General features: G+C 64.1%; 16 protein-coding genes. 4 read left to right on the top strand and 12 right to left on the bottom strand.

Translation table 11 applies throughout. From position 1 onward, the window contains the following. Positions 1-14 precede the first annotated feature (14 nt). Positions 15-1295, top strand: coding sequence for a beta-ketoacyl-ACP synthase (locus tag HY852_RS10310; RefSeq protein ID WP_291604524.1), 1281 nt, complete (start codon positions 15-17; stop codon positions 1293-1295). Between the two features lie 9 nt (positions 1296-1304). Then, positions 1305-2237 (top strand): lipid A biosynthesis lauroyl acyltransferase, encoded by a 933-nt coding sequence (locus tag HY852_RS10305; protein ID WP_291604523.1) that lies wholly within the window; start codon positions 1305-1307, stop codon positions 2235-2237. Positions 2238-2378: 141 nt separating this feature from the next. Here the strand turns inward: HY852_RS10305 and HY852_RS10300 are convergent, their stop codons facing one another. From HY852_RS10300 to HY852_RS10265, 8 genes are all read right to left on the bottom strand, one after another. Then, positions 2379-3491: a polyamine ABC transporter substrate-binding protein gene (locus HY852_RS10300; RefSeq protein ID WP_291604522.1), complete on the bottom strand. Its 1113-nt coding sequence runs from the start codon at positions 3489-3491 to the stop codon at positions 2379-2381. 3 nt (positions 3492-3494) lie between these two features. Then, a complete protein-coding gene (locus HY852_RS10295; protein WP_291604521.1) occupies positions 3495-4664 on the bottom strand; it encodes an aminotransferase in 1170 nt (389 codons plus the stop codon). Positions 4665-4672: 8 nt separating this feature from the next. Beyond that, positions 4673-4999 carry a rhodanese-like domain-containing protein gene (locus HY852_RS10290; RefSeq protein WP_291604519.1) on the bottom strand — a complete coding sequence of 109 codons (327 nt, stop codon included), beginning with the start codon at positions 4997-4999 and terminating at the stop codon, positions 4673-4675. A 112-nt stretch (positions 5000-5111) separates the two neighbouring features. Beyond that, a complete protein-coding gene (locus tag HY852_RS10285) occupies positions 5112-7043 on the bottom strand; it encodes a potassium transporter Kup (protein ID WP_291604517.1) in 1932 nt (643 codons plus the stop codon). 135 nt (positions 7044-7178) lie between these two features. Beyond that, complete coding sequence (locus HY852_RS10280; RefSeq protein WP_291604515.1) at positions 7179-9077, bottom strand: potassium transporter Kup; 1899 nt, start codon at positions 9075-9077, stop codon at positions 7179-7181. A 152-nt stretch (positions 9078-9229) separates the two neighbouring features. After that, positions 9230-10060 (bottom strand): flagellar motor protein MotB, encoded by an 831-nt coding sequence (locus tag HY852_RS10275; protein WP_291604513.1) that lies wholly within the window; start codon positions 10058-10060, stop codon positions 9230-9232. A 25-nt stretch (positions 10061-10085) separates the two neighbouring features. Beyond that, entirely contained in the window at positions 10086-10859 is a 774-nt protein-coding gene (locus HY852_RS10270; protein ID WP_291604510.1) for a MotA/TolQ/ExbB proton channel family protein, read from the bottom strand. Between the two features lie 211 nt (positions 10860-11070). Then, positions 11071-11895 (bottom strand): SDR family NAD(P)-dependent oxidoreductase, encoded by an 825-nt coding sequence (locus HY852_RS10265; protein ID WP_291604508.1) that lies wholly within the window; start codon positions 11893-11895, stop codon positions 11071-11073. 224 nt (positions 11896-12119) lie between these two features. On the opposite strand from HY852_RS10265, the gene HY852_RS10260 reads away from it, so the two are divergent. Together HY852_RS10260 and HY852_RS10255 are read left to right on the top strand one after the other, a co-directional pair. Then, positions 12120-12416, top strand: a complete 297-nt coding sequence (locus HY852_RS10260; protein WP_291604506.1) for a hypothetical protein — start codon at positions 12120-12122, stop codon at positions 12414-12416. 182 nt (positions 12417-12598) lie between these two features. After that, a complete protein-coding gene (locus tag HY852_RS10255; protein WP_291604504.1) occupies positions 12599-13228 on the top strand; it encodes a TerC family protein in 630 nt (209 codons plus the stop codon). 40 nt (positions 13229-13268) lie between these two features. On the opposite strand, the gene HY852_RS10250 is transcribed toward HY852_RS10255, so the two are convergent. The 4 genes from HY852_RS10250 to HY852_RS10235 all read right to left on the bottom strand — a co-directional run bounded on the left by HY852_RS10250 (position 13269) and on the right by HY852_RS10235 (position 17823). Continuing rightward, the gene (locus tag HY852_RS10250; protein ID WP_291604501.1) at positions 13269-13982 is read right to left on the bottom strand and encodes an RraA family protein; all 714 of its coding nucleotides are present in this window, start codon (positions 13980-13982) and stop codon (positions 13269-13271) included. A 121-nt stretch (positions 13983-14103) separates the two neighbouring features. Beyond that, positions 14104-14979 carry a CDP-diacylglycerol--serine O-phosphatidyltransferase gene (gene pssA / locus HY852_RS10245; protein ID WP_291604559.1) on the bottom strand — a complete coding sequence of 292 codons (876 nt, stop codon included), beginning with the start codon at positions 14977-14979 and terminating at the stop codon, positions 14104-14106. 83 nt (positions 14980-15062) lie between these two features. Continuing rightward, the gene (locus HY852_RS10240; protein ID WP_291604558.1) at positions 15063-15767 is read right to left on the bottom strand and encodes a phosphatidylserine decarboxylase; all 705 of its coding nucleotides are present in this window, start codon (positions 15765-15767) and stop codon (positions 15063-15065) included. Positions 15768-15864: 97 nt separating this feature from the next. After that, entirely contained in the window at positions 15865-17823 is a 1959-nt protein-coding gene (locus HY852_RS10235) for an ABC transporter ATP-binding protein/permease (RefSeq protein ID WP_291604499.1), read from the bottom strand. Positions 17824-17895: the final 72 nt, after the last annotated feature.

The raw sequence follows: 17895 nt of genomic DNA, 5'->3' as shown, positions 1-17895 counted from the left end.
CGAGCGGGGGAAAGATGGCTGCACCACGCGATAACTTCGGAAGGCCGATCGTCGTCGTCACCGGCATGGGCGTCGTGACGTCCCTTGGCGCGGGCAAGACGGAGAACTGGGCAAAGCTCACCGCCGGCGAATCCGGCATCCGCACCATCACGCGCTTTCCGACCGTGGGCCTGAAGACCACGATGGCCGGAACGGTCGATTTCGTTCCGATCGAGCCTTTCTCCTCGACAGATCTTTCCGAACGGCTCGGCGATATGGCCGCCGAGGAAGCCGTGGCCCAGGCCGGCATCGGCGCCAGGGGCGATTTCCCGGGGCCGCTATTTCTTGCTGTGGCGCCGGTCGAGGTCGAGTGGCCGCAGCGCGAGGAACTGGGTCGCGCGGCCGCCGGCGACGGCGACATCAACTACGATGCACTGTTGCGGGTCAGCGGCGGCGGGAGGTTCACCCCGTATCACCACCGCTTCCTGTTCGGCTCGGTGGCGAACGCGCTTGCCGACAAGTTCGGCACCAAGGGATCGCCGATTTCGCTGTCGACCGCCTGCGCGTCCGGCGCGACCGCCATCCAGCTCGGTGTCGAGGCGATCCGGCGCGGCGAAGCTGATGCTGCGCTGTGCGTGGCGACCGACGGTTCGGTCAATCCAGAGGCCCTGGTTCGCTTCTCGCTGCTGTCGGCGCTGTCGACCCACAACGACCCACCGCAGACTTCCGTAAAACCCTTCTCCAAGAACCGCGACGGCTTCGTGATGGCCGAAGGCGCCGGCGCGCTGGTGCTGGAGAGCTACGAGGCCGCGATGGCCCGCGGCGCCAGGATCCTCGGCGTGCTTGCCGGCTGCGGCGAGCTTGCCGATTCCTTCCACCGCACCCGCTCCAGCCCCGACGGCAAGCCGATCATCGGATGCGTGCGCAACGCGCTGGCCGACGCCGGGATGGCACCGGAGCAGATCGACTACATCAACGCGCACGGCACCGGCACGCCGGAAAACGACAGGATGGAATACCTCGGCATCTCGAGCGTGTTCGGCGAACTGGCCGGCAAGATCCCGGTATCCTCGAACAAGTCGATGGTGGGCCACACCCTCTCGGCCGCCGGCGCGGTGGAAGCGGTATTCTCGGTGCTGACGCTCGAGCATCAGCGCATCCCGCCCACGATCAACTACGATGTCCCGGATCCGGCGATCCCCTTCGATGTCGTGCCCAACAAAGCGCGCGACGCGCGCGTCACGGCGGTGATGTCGAACTCGTTCGGCTTTGGCGGGCAGAACGCCTCGCTGATCCTGACCGGCGAACCGGCCTGACCGATAAGGATGCGTTCCCTGCTGGTCCGGACCATGGCCCGCGCCCGCGAGGCCGCAAAATCCGTTGGCGGAGCCGTGGTCGGCGCGCTGACGATCGGCATGCTGCACACCGCGCGCCGTTTTGATCCGATCAAGACCGCGGACCTATTCGCGCGCACCGCGCAACGCATCGGTCCCCTGCTCCGCGAAGACAGGATAGGCCGCGACAACCTCAAGGCCGCCTTTCCGGAAAAGTCGCCGGAGGAAATCGAAAGGATCCTTGCCGGGGTCTGGGACAACCTCGGACGGGTTGGCGCCGAGTTCGCCCACCTCGATCACATCTGGGAGCACGATCCCGCCCATCCCGAATTGAGCCGCATCGAGATTCCGCCGCGCACGCATGAGCTGTTCGCCCAGCTCAGGCTCGACAACCGGCCGGCCCTGATCTTCGCGTCCCATCTTGCCAATTGGGAGCTGCCGGCGCTGGCGGCGGTCGCCCACGGGCTTGACGCCGCGATCCTGTATCGGCGCCCCAACATCGCCGCCGCGGACCGGATCATCCAGGACATGCGCAAGGTGAAGATGGGGACATTGATCCCCGCCGGCCGCGACGCACCCTTGCGGCTCGGCGAGGCGCTGCAAAAAGGCCAGCACGTCGCCATGCTGGTCGACCAGTATCTGGCCAGCGGCGTCGAGGTCACCTTCTTCGGCCGCAAGACCCGCGCCAATCCGACGCTGGCGCGCCTGTTGCGGCAGGTCGAATGTCCAGTTCACGGCGTGCGCATCATCCGCCTGCCCGACCATCGCTTCCGCGCCGAACTGTCCGAAGAGGTCACCCCGGCGCGCGACGCCTCGGGCAAGATCGACATCCAGGGCACCATGCAGGCCGTCACCTCCGTGGTCGAAGGCTGGGTCCGCGAGCACCCCGAGCAGTGGCTCTGGCTGCATCGAAGGTGGCGGTAGTACGAGCGTTAACTCCTGCCCATCATGGCCGGGCTTGAACCGGCCATCCACGCCTTTCCTCTCAAACGGTACCAAGGACGCGGATGCCCGGGTCAAGCCCGGGCATGACGAAGAGTGAGAATAAGCAGGACCTTCAGGCGGCTACCTCCCCGTCTTCACCCTGGTCCAGAGCCGGTTGATGATGCGCTGGGTGGCGGGATCGCGCGCCGTGATCACGAACAGCTTCGAGAGCGTCGCATCATCCGGATAGATGTTCCTGTCGTTCAGGATCTTCGGGTCGATCAGCTTCTGGCTGGCGAGGTTGCCGTTGGCATAGGACAGGAAGTTGGAATTCTTCGCCGCCACGTCCGGGCGATAGAGATAGTTGATCAGCTCGTAGGCTTCGGTGACGTTCTTCGCATCGGCCGGAATCGCGAGATTGTCGAAGAACATCTGCGCGCCCTCCTTCGGGATGGCGTAGCCGATCTCGATGCCGGTCCTGGCTTCGGCGGCGCGGCTCCTTGCCTGCATGATGTCGCCGGACCAGCCGACCACGAAGCAGATCTCCCCCGTGGCCAGCGCGCTCAGGTACTCGGAGGAGTGAAACTTGCGCACATAGGGCCGCACCTTCGCGACGGCATCCGCCGCCTTCTCAAGGTCCGCCTGCCTGGTCGAGTTCGGGTCGAGCCCGAGATAGTTGAGCGCCGCCGGGAAGATATCATCGGCCGAATCCAGCATGTGGACGCCGCAATCCTTGAGCCTTGAGAGGTTCTCCGGCTTGAACACGACGTCCCAGCTGTCGATGGCGGCGTCGGGGCCGAGGATCTCCTTTGCCTTCTTCACATTGTAGCCGATCCCGGTCGTGCCCCACATGTAGTTGACGGCGTAGGCGTTGCCGGCATCGTAGGTGCCGAGGCGTTGCGTCACCACCGGCCAGGCGTTGGCCAGGTTGGGCAGCTTCGACTTGTCGAGCTTCTGGAAGATGTTGGCTTTGATCTGCCGCTGCAGGAAATAGGCCGTGGGAACGACGACGTCGTAGCCGGACTTTCCCGCCATCAGGCGCGTTTCGAGCGTCTCGTTGGCGTCGAAGGTGTCGTAGACCACCTTGATGCCGGTCTCCCTGGTGAAATTCTCCAGGACATCCGGCGCCATATAGTTGGACCAGTTGTAGAAGTTGACGGTGCGCTCCCCGGCCGCCGCCTGTGAATCAAGAAGGGCCACGGCTCCGGCAATTAGTGCGGCGAAACGGAGGGAGCAGATCCGGTCGCGCGTCATGCCTTACCTCTTCCGCCGGTGCACCGCGTCCGACAGGCGCTCGAGCGCCGTGTCGATGGTCTCATCCTTCTTGGCAAAACAGAAACGCACCACCGATGTCACCGGGTCCTTTTCATAGAAGGCGGACACCGGGATGGCGGCGACCTTGTAGTCGGTGACGATACGCCGGCAGAAGGCCTCGTCGGTCTCGTTGAGGCCGAGCGGTGAAAGATCGACGGTGAGGAAATAGGTGCCTTGCGATTTCAGGACCGGAAAGCCGATGCTCTCCAGCCCGGCCGTCAGCCGGTCGCGGCTGCGCGCCAGCGTCCTGCGCATGTCGAGGAAATAATCGTCGGACTTTGCAAGGCCGTAGGCGACCGCCGCCTGCAGGTTCGGCGCGGTGGTGAAGGTGAGGAACTGGTGCACCTTGGCGGCGACGCGGAGCAGCGGCGGCGCGGCGCACACGAAGCCGATCTTCCACCCCGTCAGCGAGAAGATCTTGCCCGCCGAGCCGACCTTGACAGTGCGGTCGCGCATGCCCGGGATCGTGATCAGCGGGATATGCTCGCGCCCGTCGAAGATCACGTGCTCCCAGACCTCGTCGCAGATCGCGATGGTGTCGAACTCCTGGCAGAAGCGGGCGAGCAGCTCGAGGTCCTCGCGCGGATAGACCACCGCGGCCGGGTTGAGCGGGTTGTTGAACAGCACCGCCTTGGTCTTGCGGTTGAAGACGCTCTTCAGCATCTCTTCCGACAGACGCCAGTCCGGCGGCTCCAGCCGCAACAGGCGCGGAATGCCCCCCGCCTGGCGGATGATCGGCAGGTAGGAGTCATAAACCGGCTGGAAGACCACCACCTCGTCGCCGGGCTCCACCACGGCCAATATTGCCGAGGTAAGCGCTTCCGTCCCCCCCGAGGTCACCATCACCTCGGTCATCGGATCGAGCGTGAGCTTGTGCCAGTGCTTGTAGTGGGCGGCGATCGCCTGACGCAGTTCGGGGATCCCCATCATCGACGGATACTGGTTGTAGCCGTTGACCACGGCATCGGCGGCGGCTCGCCGAATGTCCTCCGGCCCCGGATCGTCGGGGAACCCCTGGCCGAGATTGATGGCATTGTTGTCGCGCGCGAGCTGCGACATCGCCTCGAATATCGTGACGGGAAGGTCCGCGAAGACCTTGTTCATGGAGGTCATGGGAGGTCTCAGCCGCCCGTCCTGGTCGGTAATCCTGCAGCCTTCCAGCCGAGGATGCCGCCGGCGAGATGCTTGTCATAGGGCAGGCCCGCGGCCTGGGCGGCAAGGGACGCGGTCACCGACCGTTTTCCGGAGCGGCAGGCAAAGACGACCTGCCTGCCTTGCGGATCGGGGATCGATTTGGGGTCGAAGCTCGAGAGCGGCACGACGACGCCGTCAGGGTAGGCCTCGGCGGCAACCTCGTTCGGTTCCCGCACATCGACGAGCAGATAGCGGCCCTCCGCGATGCCGTTCGATACCTCCTGTGGTGTCAGATCCTGCACCTGATTAGTCACGCATACCTCCAACCGAACTTCACGTTGAGCCCAGCCAACCCCCGGCGGCGGCAAACTCGCGCCTCGGCCGGCGAAAATCAAGCGCTACAAAGGCTTGAAATGCGCCCTTAACCTAGATCGCAACCTGCGTCCCGACCTCGACCACCCGGCCGCTGGGGATCTGGAAATAGTCGGTGGCGTCATTGGCCGAACGGCTCATGGCGATGAACAGCCGGTCCTGCCACCGCGGCATGCCGGAATGGGCCGCCGGCTTCAGCGCGCGCCGGGACAGGAAGAACGAGGTCGACATGATATCGAACTGCCAGCCCAGCTTGCGGGCGATCGCCAGCGCCCGAGGCACGTTCGGCGATTCCATGAAGCCGAAGCGCAGCGTCACCTTGGAGAAGGTCGGGCTGATCTGCTCGAGCTTGACCCGGTCGGCCGGATCCATCCGCGGCGTCGGCGCGGTCTCGATGGTGAGAATGACATTCTTCTCATGCAGTACCTTGTAGTGCTTCAAGCTGTGCATGAGCGCCGTCGGCGCGCTGACCGGATCGCTGGTCAGGAAGACAGCGGTACCGGGCACCCGCTGCGGCGGCCGCTTCTCGAGCATGTCGACCAGGTCGGAGAGCGGAAACTCCAGCTTGCGCGATTTCTCGAACAAAAGGCGGCTGCCGCGGCGCCACGTGTACATCAGGATGATCATGACAGCGCCGAGCGCGAGCGGCACCCAGCCGCCTTCCCAGACCTTGAGCAGGTTGGCGGCGAGGAAGGTCAGGTCGAGGAAAAGGAACGGCGCGATCAGCGCGGCAGCCGCGACCGCCGACCAGTTCCACACCTTCCAGATCACCACGAAGCCCATCATGGCCGTGACCACCATGGTCCCGGTCACCGAGATGCCGTAGGCGGACGCCAGCGCGCTCGAGGAGCGGAACATGAGCACCAGCAGCATCACCGCGATCAGCAGCAGCAGGTTGATCCGCGGCATGAAGATCTGGCCGGAATGGGCTTCCGACGTATGACGAATTTCAAATCGCGGCAGCAATCCGAGCTGAATCGCCTGCCGCGTCAGCGAGTAGGCGCCAGTGATGACTGCCTGGCTCGCGATCACGGTCGCCATCGTGGCGAGCACCACCATGGCGATCAGCATCCAGCCCTGGGGAAACAACATGAAGAAGGGATTCTCGATCGCGGCCGGATTGGCGATGACGAGCGCCCCCTGCCCCAGGTAATTGATCGCGAGCGAGGGCAGCACGATGAATAGCCAGGCCACCTGGATCGGTCGCTTGCCGAAATGACCCAGGTCGGCATAGAGCGCCTCCGCCCCGGTGACCGCGAGAAACACCGCACCGAGCGTGACGAAGCCAATCATGCCGTGATGGATCATGAACGACACCGCGTACAGCGGATTGAACGCCAGCAGGACTTGCGGCTGCTTCATGATCGGCTCGATTGCCGCAACCGCGAGGACGACGAACCAGATGCACATGATCGGTCCGAAGAAGGTCGCCACGCGCGCGGTGCCGCGCGACTGGACAGCAAACAGCGCGACCAGGATCACGACCGTCAGCGGCACGACATAGGGTTCGAAGGTCACGGTGACGAGCTTGAGACCTTCGATCGCGGAGAGCACGGAGAGCGCCGGCGTGAGCACCGCATCGCCGTAGAACAGCGCGCCGCTGATGATACCGAGCAAGACGATCGCGGCGCCGCCCTTGGTGACCGCCTTCTGCGCCAGCGCCATCAGGGCGAGCGTTCCGCCCTCGCCGTGGTTGTCGGCGCGGAGCAGGATCACGACGTATTTCAGAGTCACCACGATGATGAGTGCCCAAAGGATCAGCGAGAGCACCCCCATGACCGCCTGCACGGTTGCGGCGCCGTCCGAGCCGCCGCCCGCCGCCACCACGGCTTCGCGCAGGGCATAAAGGGGGCTGGTACCGATGTCGCCATAGACGACGCCGATGCTGCCGAGCGTCAGCGCGCTGAAGCTGGCGGTGGAGTGGGCATTGCCATGCCCGTTCGCCACCACCGTCTCCGGGGCGGGAGCTGCTAGTTCACTGGTCATGGGGAAGCTCGCAGGCCTCGAATGCTTCTGGCAGTATCGCGAAGGCGGCGGCTTATAGTCCCGCGCCGAGCGCATGGCATAGCACAATTGCGGGGCCAAGCCATGCAAAAATGCATACCTGGACGAGAACGGTTTTCAAATGATGACTTGGGTTCCGACTTCAACCACCCGGCCCGTCGGAATCTGGAAGTAGTCGGTCGCATCATTGGCGGACCGGGTCAGCGCGATGAACAAGTGGTCCTGCCAAAGCGGCATTCCGGACTGCGAGGACGGCTTGAGCGAACGTCGGGACACGAAGAACGACGTCGACATGATGTCGAACTGCCAGCCCAGCTTGCGCGCGATGGCAAGCGCCTTGGGCACGTTGGGTGACTCCATGAAGCCGTAGCGCAGTTTCACCTTCGAGAACTTCTCGCTGATCCGCTCCATCCGAACCCGCTCGGCGGAATCGACCCGGGGCGTCTGCGCAGTCTCGATGGTCAGGATCACGTTGTGCTCGTGGAGCACCTTGTTGTGCTTGAGATTGTGCAGGAGCGCCGTCGGCACGAAAGCGGGATCGCTGGTGAGGAAGACCGCCGTGCCCTTGACCACGTGCGGCGGACGCTTTTCCAGGCTCGCAACCAGATCCTCGAGCGGAACTTCCGTCTTGCGTGTCTTCAGGATCAGGATCGCCGAGCCGCGCCGCCAGGTCCAGATGATGACCGCCATGGCCGCACCAAACAACAGCGGTACCCAGGCGCCCTCGAGCAGCTTCAAGAGATTGGCGCTGAAAAAGGCCATGTCGACGACCACCAACGGAATGATCAGCGCAGCCGCCGTGGCGGCCCGGAAATTCCACAGTTTCCAGATCACCACGAAGCCCATGATGCCGTCGACGACCATCGTCATCGAAACGGCGATGCCGTAGGCCGAAGCGAGATTGCTGGAGGTGCGGAACAGCAACACCAGTAGCATCACGCCGATCAGGAGTAGCCGGTTCACCCGCGGCAGGTAGATCTGCCCCGCGTGGGTTTCGGAGGTGTAGCAAACCTCAAAACGCGGCAGGAGCCCGAGCTGCACCGCCTGGCGAACCAGCGAGTAAGCTCCCGTAATCACGGCTTGGCTCGCGATCACCGTCGCGGCCGTGGCAAGCCCGACCAGCGGCAGCAGCAGGACGTCCGGCACCATGCGGTAGAACGAATTCTCGATCGCCGCGGGGTCTGCGAGCACCAATGCGCCCTGCCCGAAATAGTTGATCAGCAGCGAGGGCAGGACAAAGAACACCCAGGCGGACTGGATCGGCTTGCGGCCGAAGTGACCGAGGTCGGCATAGAGCGCCTCGCCCCCCGTGACGGCCAGAAACACCGCACCGAGCGTGACGAGGCCGATCGTCCCGTGCGAGAGCAGAAACTCGATCGCATAATACGGATTGATCGCGGCCAGCACGGAAGGATCGTCGCTGATATGGACGAGCCCCATCACGGCAAGGCTCAGGAACCAGACAACCATCACCGGCCCGAACGCGGAAGCAACGAGCGCGGTCCCCTTGCTCTGGACCGAGAACAGTACCACCAGGATGAACACGGTGAGCGGCACGACGTAGTGCTCGAGCGCCGGCGCCGCGAGCTTGAGACCTTCGACCGCTGACAATACCGAGATCGCCGGCGTAATCATGGAATCGCCGATGAACATCGAGGCACCGACGACGCCAAGCGCCAGCAGGAAAATGCTGCGCCGGCCGAGAGCGCGCTGACCAAGCGCCATGAGCGAGAGCGTGCCGCCCTCCCCCTTGTTGTCGGCGCGGAGCAACAGCAGGACGTACTTGGCGGTCACGACGATCAGGAGCGCCCAAAGGATCAGCGAGAGGACCCCGAGCACGATAATGCGCGAGACAGGTTGGCCCTCTGTGGCGCTGGCCACCGCCTCGCGAAAGGCGTACAGCGGCGAGGTGCCGATGTCGCCGAAAACGACGCCGATGCTTCCAAGCGTCAGCGCCCAGAAGCCGGACGTGACCGACCCATCCTCGGCTTCGGTCGATGTGGTGCTGGCCGCCATGAAGGTTGAAAACGCTTCGTCCCTTGATTTGATCCGGACGCTTTTGACGTTTCCCCGGAGCCTGTCAACCGAACCATAGCAGGCCTGTCGGCGGTTACTGTGACCTCCTGGCCACTCCCCGGCCGCCATCGCCGCGGTGGTATAATGGTAATTTATGGTTTCAGATCGGGCGGCAGCGGCGGATCCTCGCGCATCAGCGTGACGGTGACGCGGCGGTTTGCAGCCAGGGAGGGGTCGTCCGGAAACAGCGGCTGCGTGTCTGACTTGCCGGACACCGCATAGACATGGGACGGCGGCAGGCCCTCCCGCTCGAGGATCTGGCGCACGGCGTTGGCGCGGTCGGAGGAGAGGTCAAAGCCGTCGTAGTCACTTCGTGCCGGCACGAATCCAGCGGCGGTGTGGCCGACGATGGATACGCGCAACGGCGTCGCCTTCAGCGGAACGGCGAGTTTCTGGATCAGCCGGCGGGTACGCTCGTAAGGCACCTTGGAGCCATCCGGGAACATCGACCGGCCGTCCTGGTCGACAATCTCGAGATTGAGGCCCTGCTTGGTCTCCTCGAACATAATGTGCTTTGACAGTTCCGTCAGTTCCGGCATGTCCTGCAGCGCCTGACGCAGCGACGCTGATGCCAGAGCGAACTCGCGGTCCGTCTTCAGCTTGGCGCCAACAATGCGCTCGCGCTCCTTCTGGTCCGGAGTCGGCGTATTGGAAGCTTCCTCGGGCGAAATGTGATCGATGTTCTTCATCTTGGTCCGCGTCGGCAGACCGTCCGATTCGATCACGCCCGAATAGCGGGTCTCGGTTTGCACGCCAAAGGCGTCCCGCATCGAGCCCGCAACAATCCTGAGCTTTTCCTTGTCCTGCGTTGAGAACGCAGTGAGCATCACAAAGAAGCTCACCAGCAGACCCATCAGGTCGGCGAAAGTCACGAACCAGCCGTGCCCACCTTGATGTCCGCCGCCCCGATCTTTCTTCGCCATGATCTGGTCCCGCCCTCAACCAGCATCAGGCCGGCACAGGCTCGCCCTCCTCTTGGCGATGCTTTTCCGGTAGATATGCGAGCAGCATTTCCCGAACCAACGTCGGGCTCTTGGACTCGCGGATCATGAGGATGCCATCGATGATCAGGGTGCGGTTGGTCTCCTCGTCGATCAGCTTGGTGTGCAGCTTGTCGGCGATGGGCAGGCAGAACAGGTTTGCCACAAGCGCCCCGTAAAGCGTTGCCAGCAGCGCGGTTGCCATGAAGGGGCCAAGCTTGGAGGGGTCGGTCATGTTGGCGAACATCTGCACCATGCCGATCAGGGTGCCGCACATGCCGAACGCAGGCGCACAGTCGCCGACGGCGCGGTAAATCTTGCTGCCCTCATCGAGGTGCATCAGGAAATTGTCGCGGTCGCGTTCGAGATTGTCGCGGATGAACTCGAGGTCGTATCCGTCGGCGACGAACCGGATGCCCTTGGCCAGAAACGGCTCGTCGGTCTCCACCTTCTCCAAGCCGACCGGTCCCTGCTTGCGGGAGATTTCCGCGATGCGGGCGAGTTCGTCGACGAGTTCGCGCGCCGACAGGCGGCTCATCGTGAAGGCGAATCTGGCGCCGAGCGGAACGCCGTGCAGAAGCGAACTGAGGGGGAAGCGGATCATTGTGGCCGCAATCGAGCCGCCGAAGATGATGATGATGGCGTGATCGCTCACGAACATCGCGAGGTCGCCGCCCAGCAGCATCATCGCCAGGATGACAACGATGCCGACCACGAGCCCAGCGCTCGTCATAATATCCATGGGAGACTCCAACGCCTACGCAACCGACGACCGGCCGTCCTGGACGGTGACGCAGCCCAGCCCGAACCGCGCCGTCAGACCCTACGTGGCCCCTCATTAAAGACCCGTAAAGGTTAAGCGCGCGGGGAAGGCTTTTGCTGCGGGCAAGAGCTCGCGACGGGCGCGTCCTCGGGATATTGGCGTCAACGCTCCGCTAACCATGTTCGCCGCGCTAACGGGAAAGCCCCGTCAGCTTGAGGCTCAGCTCGCGCAGCCGTCGGCGCGCCTCCTCGTCATAGGCCTGCGGATTGGCTTTGGCCTCGTGCAGGCCGTTGAAGAACAGCCCGCTCCTGCCCGCGACATCGTCCCCGGCGACGAGGTGCAGGATCGCTTCGCCGCCCTGCTCCACGGTCGACACCGGAGTAATCCCGCCCTCACGCACCATGGTGGTGTTCATGTAGGTTGCCGGATGCAGGGAATTGACGGTGACGCCCGTTCCCTTCAGCTCGGCGGCGAAATCGATGGTGAACATGATTTGCGCAAGCTTGCTCTGCGCGTAGGCGCGCGAGCCGCTATAGCCCTTGGTGATCATCACGTCGTCGAAATCGATCGGGTGCTGCCCGAGCGAGGCCACATTGACGATCCGCGACGGCGCGGCTTCCTTCAACAGAGGCAGCAACAAATTGGCTAGGAGAAATCCCGCGAGATAATTGACGGCAAAGCGCAGCTCATGTCCGTCCGCGCTGGTCCGTCGATCCGCGCCGAGCGAGCGTGACCCTATGCCGGCATTGCTGACGAAGACGTCGAGACGCTTGTGGTCCCGCGCGACTGCTTCGGCAAGCCGGCGCACGCCGGCAAGCGCGGAGAGATCGGCCTGGTAGAACGCCGGCGCCGGGTGGCCGGCTCTGGTGATCTCGTCGATGAGCGCCCTGGCGCGCTCCGGATCCCGGCCGTGGATCAGAACCGTGGCGCCGCCCGCGGCAAGCCGGCCTGCGACATAGCGGCCGACGCCGTCGGTCGATCCGGTGATGAACACCGTCTTGTCACTCATTTTCATTGGGCGCTCCGTTATGGGTTCCACCTGCGCCGGTTCCGCATCGCGACCACTACACCCATCTGCGGCGCTGCGTCACGGGCCTCAATCTCGCCCGCGCAGGCAGGTCTTGCTATTGTCAGATCGTCGTCGACGGCGCCCGTGCAAGTTCGCCCAAGGGGACCAGGATGTTTGCTTCCAGTCTAAACTGGATCACACGAAATGCCGGACCGCTGGAGCCCCTCGGAATGGTGGCGCTATTCGGCACCTTGGTCGGGTTTCCCGCGGTCCTGATGATCCGCATGCTGGACCAGGAGATTGTCCTGCCTGCGTTCAGCATTCTGCTCTTTGCGGAGGCGGCAATTGCCGCCCTCGTGGCGCGCGCGATCCACGTAGGGGAAAATGCGGCGAGCATAACCTTGTGGGATTTTGCCGGCGCATTCACCTTTATGGGTTGCGCAGCGGCGATTCTTGGCGAACCGGATCAAGCGGCGCTGTTCTTCGAGGAACAGGCCGCCCAGCGGCAGGAGTCGCAACTGAAGTAGATCGTACCAGGCCGGGCCCCTCTGGCAGCCGACAGGCTGCGATGTCGGACTGGAGTTGAGCTGGAGTGGCCCTGCTTCGACCTGCCGCGCAGGTTTGCGTCACGGTGGATTTCGTCATCCACCGTAGCAATACCCGGGCGTCGAAACCGGGTCACTCTCCCACAACAAGGGGAGCATGACCCGTGTCCGAATTGTTTACTCTCGATGTCCTCTCCGCTTTCCTGCAGGTCGTCATGATCGACCTCGTGCTGGCCGGGGACAACGCCATTGTCATCGGACTTGCTGCGGCCGGTCTGGCTGAGAAGCAGCGAACCAAGGCGATTCTGATCGGAATCGTGGCCGCGACAGTGCTGCGTATCCTGTTTGCCGCCGTGACGACGCAAATCCTGCAGATCGTCGGCCTTCTGCTTGCGGGCGGAATCCTGTTGTTGTGGGTTTGCTGGAAGATGTGGCGCGAGCTGCGCGCATCGTCCTCCGAGACGGAAAAGGTCGACGACGCTGAACTCGCCGACACGAACGCCGAAGGCGTGCCTCGGAAGACCCTGCTACAGGCAACGTCGCAAATCATCGCTGCCGACGTATCGATGTCGCTCGACAACGTCCTGGCTGTCGCCGGCGCCGCACGCGAATATCCCGCCGTTTTGATTTTCGGCCTGATCCTCTCCGTTGCGATGATGGGAGCAGCCGCGTCGCTGATCGCGCGGCTTCTGCAAAACCATCGCTGGATCGCCTACCTCGGCCTGCTCATCATCCTCTACATCGCAGTGGACATGATCTATCGGGGCGCCGCGGATATCGCGCGAGTCGCATGACAGAGGTCGAGTATGAGCTCGAAAGCGGACCAGCCGGGGTTCAGTGGATTTCGGCTGAACGCTTCAAGGCATCCTTGAGCTTCTCCAACGAAAAGTCGGGACTGCGGGCGATTTCCAGGATCGGCGTCTCGCGGCGGCCGCACAGTTCGGCGGCCTCGGGCAGCCGGGCGGCGACCTCGAATGGAATTACGATCCCGCCGTGGCGGTCGGCGTGGATGAGGTCGCCCGAGCGCACCGTCATGCCGGCGACGCGCACTTCGCAGCCGAAGCTCTCGGCGTGGACCCAGGCATGCGACGGGCCGATCGAGCCGGCGAGCGCCTGGAAGCCCGGCGCCCAAGCCGGGATGTCGCGGATCGATCCGTCGGTGATCACGCCAAGGCAGCCTAGCGCCCTGTGCACGTTGCTCTGCACCTCGCCCCAGAACGCGCCGTAGCCGACATCCGCACCATCGATGTCCTGGATCACGGAGAGGCGCGGGCCGGGCCCGGTGCCGACGTATTCATAATAGGCGATGCGGCGCTTGGCCTGTTCCTCGGCGGAAAGGCCGGACTTCAGCACTGAGCGGATGATCGCCGTACGGGCATAGCCGACCATCGGCGGCAGGTCGGGGAACGGGCAGACCAACGGTTTGACGGTGTAGCCGATCAGGCGCCGCTCGGGCGCGACGATCTCCATCGCGTTGCAGATGGTCGGCGTGTCATAGCGCGCCAGGGCTTCGAGGACGGATGCTGGCAGCGGCCCGGATGTCGTCACGGTGTTTCTCCTCTCCTTGGCGCGGCTGTTCTTGCAGGCAGCCTGGCTCGCCGCGGTATAGCCGAGATCGGGTCTGAACCCAACTCGGCACCCGTGCATGGCTCAAAGTTCGGAGAGCTGTTCAGTGCAGCCGATCGGGCCGATCGTCGTGCGCGGGCTCCGAAATGTTCGGAGGCAGGTTCGGGGCGGAAGTGGCCGCGGCCCCGTCGGCCGGGCGCGCAACCGCGGCGTTACGCTCATGGTCGCGATACGACTTCCAGCCGAACGGCAGGCTCAGCAGATAAAGGGCGGAGCCGACCGAGAGGATGTACCAGGGATAGCCGATCAGAAGCGCGATGAAGAAGATTACGCCGACAAATACCGGCAGTACCAGTTCGGGCGGCACGCGCATGCGCATGGTCTTGCCCGAGAAAACCGGCAGGCGCGACACCATCAGGAACGCGATCAGCAGCGTATAGAACGCCGTCAGCACCACGGGGAATCGCGGCAGGCCGAGAAACGCGATGTAGATCGGCAACAGGACCGTGATCGCGCCGGCAGGCGCCGGGACGCCGGTGAAGAAGTTGGCGGCAAACGGCGGCTTGTTGGGATCGTCCATCGTGGCGTTGAACCGCGCAAGGCGCAGCCCGCCCGAGATCGCAAACACCATGGCCGCGATCCAGCCGGCGTTACGCAGTTCGTGCAACTGCCAGAAATAGAGGATCAGGCCGGGCGCCACGCCGAAATTGACGAAGTCCGCCAGACTGTCCAGTTCCGCCCCGAATTTCGACTGCCCCTTGATGAGCCGCGCAATGCGGCCGTCGATACCGTCGAGGGCGGCGGCGAACACGATCGCCCCCACCGCCAATTCCATCCGGCCCTCGATCGACAGGCGGATCGCGGTCAGCCCGGCGCAGATCGCCAGCAGCGTGATGACGTTGGGCACGAGCATGCGCACGGGGATCGGGCGAAACCGCCGGCGGCGCATTTCCGGGGATGTGGGATCGTAGGGCATCATGGTTTTGAATATAGCAAGCGCGGGCACGTTCCGCCATTCCGGCGGGATGGCCGTCGGCGAAAGGTAACGGGAGGTTCTCCCGGTTAACTGGCTCGAAAGGCCCGGCCCGGGTCGTTCAGCCCGATATCGGCCAGCACCGTCTCGCCGGCGATCGCGCTCTGACCCTCGGAGACCAGTGCCTTGGTGCCCTCCGGCAGATAAACGTCAAGGCGCGAGCCGAAGCGGATAAGGCCGAATCGCTCGCCGGCGCCGATCGACTGCCCTTCCCGCACGAAGCAGACGATGCGTTTTGCCACCAGCCCGGCGATCTGGACCACGCCGATCCGTCCCTCGCCTGTCGAGATGACGAGCGAATTGCGCTCATTGTCCTCGCTCGCCTTGTCGAGTTCGGCGTTGATGAAGGCGCCCGGACGGTAGGCGATGCGATCCACCCGCCCGGCGACCGGGCTGCGGTTCACGTGGCAGTTGAACACGCTCATGAAGATCGAGACTCGCGGCAGCGGACGGTCGCCCAGGCCCAGCTCCGCGGGCGGCTGCGCCAGCGTCACCATCGAGACGCGGCCGTCGGCGGGCGAGACCACGAGCCCGTCGCGGACCGGCGTGACCCGCACGGGGTCGCGGAAGAACAGCGCGCACCAGATGGTCAGCACCGTGCCGATCCAGCCCAGCGGGGTCCAGAGCCAGAACAGGATCAGGCTGGCGAGCGCAAAACCGCCGATGAACGGATAGCCTTCCGGGTGGATCGGGGGAATCTGCCGGTGGATGGAATTGACAATGGACATCACGATTACCAGGGAATTTGTCCTCTCCCCCTGCGGGAGAGGACGGCGCGCCGCGAACGAGGCGCCGGGACAGGATTAGGCCAGAGTTCGTATCGCCGACAAGTCATTCCGCTGCCGCGGGAGCCGTCAACGTGTCCTCGACCGGCGGCGGTTCGCGATTGGGGGCGGCATGCTCCTCATTGATCTGCGCCAGCTTCTCCCTCGCCGCCTCCGCCTCGCGCTGGCGATTCCACATGCTGGCGTAAAGACCACCGAGGGCCAGGAGCTGGACGTGCGTGCCGCGTTCGGCGATGCGGCCCTGGTCAAGGACGATAATCTCGTCGGCACCGACAATGGTGGAAAGCCGGTGCGCGATCACGAGTGAGGTGCGGTTCTGCGACACCCGGTCGAGCGCACCCTGGATCTCGTGCTCGGTGTGGCTGTCGAGCGCCGAAGTCGCTTCGTCCAGCACCAGGATCGGCGGCGCCTTCAATACGGTGCGCGCGATCGCGACGCGCTGCTTCTCGCCGCCCGACAGTTTCAGCCCGCGCTCGCCGACCTGCGTCTCATAGCCGTGCGGCGACATGCGGATGAAGCCGTCGATCTGCGCGAGGCGCGCCGCCTCCTCGACGTCGGCGTCGGTGGCGTTCCAGCGGCCGTAGCGGATATTGTAGCGGATGGTGTCGTTGAACAGGACGGTATCCTGCGGCACCATGCCGATCGATGCCCGGAGCGACGCCTGGGTCACGCTGCGGATGTCCTGGCCGTCGATTATAATCCGCCCGCCGGAGACGTCATAAAGCCGGAACAGCAGCCGCGAGATGGTCGACTTGCCCGCGCCCGAGGGACCGACGATTGCAACCGTCTTGCCGGCCGGCACCTCGAAACTGATGCCCTTCAGGATCGGACGCTGCGCCTCGTAGGCAAAGCGCACGTCCTCGAAGCGGACATTGCCTGCCGTCACCACCAGCGGCTTCGCGCCGGCAGCGTCCTTGATCTCGGGATCGCGCCTCAGCACGTTGAACATCTTCTCGATATCGATGATCGCCTGCTTGATCTCGCGGTAAACCATGCCCATGAAGTTGAGTGGCTGGTAGAGCTGGATCATCATGGCGTTGATCATGACGAAGTCGCCCACCGTGTTGTGCCCGTTGCGCACCCCGATTGCGCACATCACCATGGTCGCGGTCAGCCCCGCGGTGAAGATCACCGCCTGCCCGGCGTTGAGAACGGCGAGCGAGGTGTAGGTCTTGACGCTTGCCTGCTCGTAGCCCTCCATCGAACGGTCATAGCGCTGCGCTTCCCGCTCCTCGGCGCTGAAATACTTGACCGTCTCGTAGTTGAGCAGCGAGTCGATCGCCTTGGTGTTCGCTTCCGTATCGGAATCGTTCATCTTGCGGCGGATGCCGATCCGCCACTCGGTCGCCATGTAGGTATAGTACATGTAGATCACGACCATGATCAGGGTCGCGATCACGTAGCGCCAGTCGAACTGCCAGAACAGCACGCCCATCAGCAGCGTGACCTCGACGATGATCGGAATGAGCTGCAGGATCACCATGCGCACGATGACTTCGATCCCGGTACGGCCGCGTTCGAGCACGCGCGTCAAGCCGCCGGTCTTGCGCTCCAGGTGGAAGCGCAGCGACAGTTCGTGCATGTGGACGAAGGTGATGTAGGCGAGCTTGCGCACCGCGTGCATCGCCACGCGCGCGAAGATGCCGTCGCGCCACTGCGTCAGCACCGCCATTAGCACGCGCATGATGCCGTAGCTTGCGGTGAGCACGAGGGGCGCTGCGATCACCCATAGCTGCCAGTTGGAGGCTTCCACTGGCGCGGTGTTGGCCCCGGTCAGCGCATCGGTGGCCCATTTGAAGGTGAACGGCACTGCCAGGGTTGCGAGCTTGGCGACCAGCAGCAGCACCATCGACCAGACAACGCGCATCTTCAGGTCGCGACGATCGCCCGGCCAGATATAGGGCCACAGGTGAGCGAGCGTCCCAAACAGGGTGGCCCGTTCTTCCGAACACGTGACAGATTCGTTCGCTTCGGAGCCGTGCGGGGACGAGTGAGGATGAGCCATTAAAAGGAGCCTCAGGCCCATCTTCAGCCGGGCCTGTTATCGAATTCTTCAAATGGTCATATAGAGGGTCCA

The organism is Bradyrhizobium sp. (assembly GCF_016213215.1).
Lineage (GTDB): Bacteria > Pseudomonadota > Alphaproteobacteria > Rhizobiales > Xanthobacteraceae > Bradyrhizobium.
Note: the sequence above shows the minus strand (reverse complement) of the source record. Positions and strands in the feature narration are given on the sequence as shown.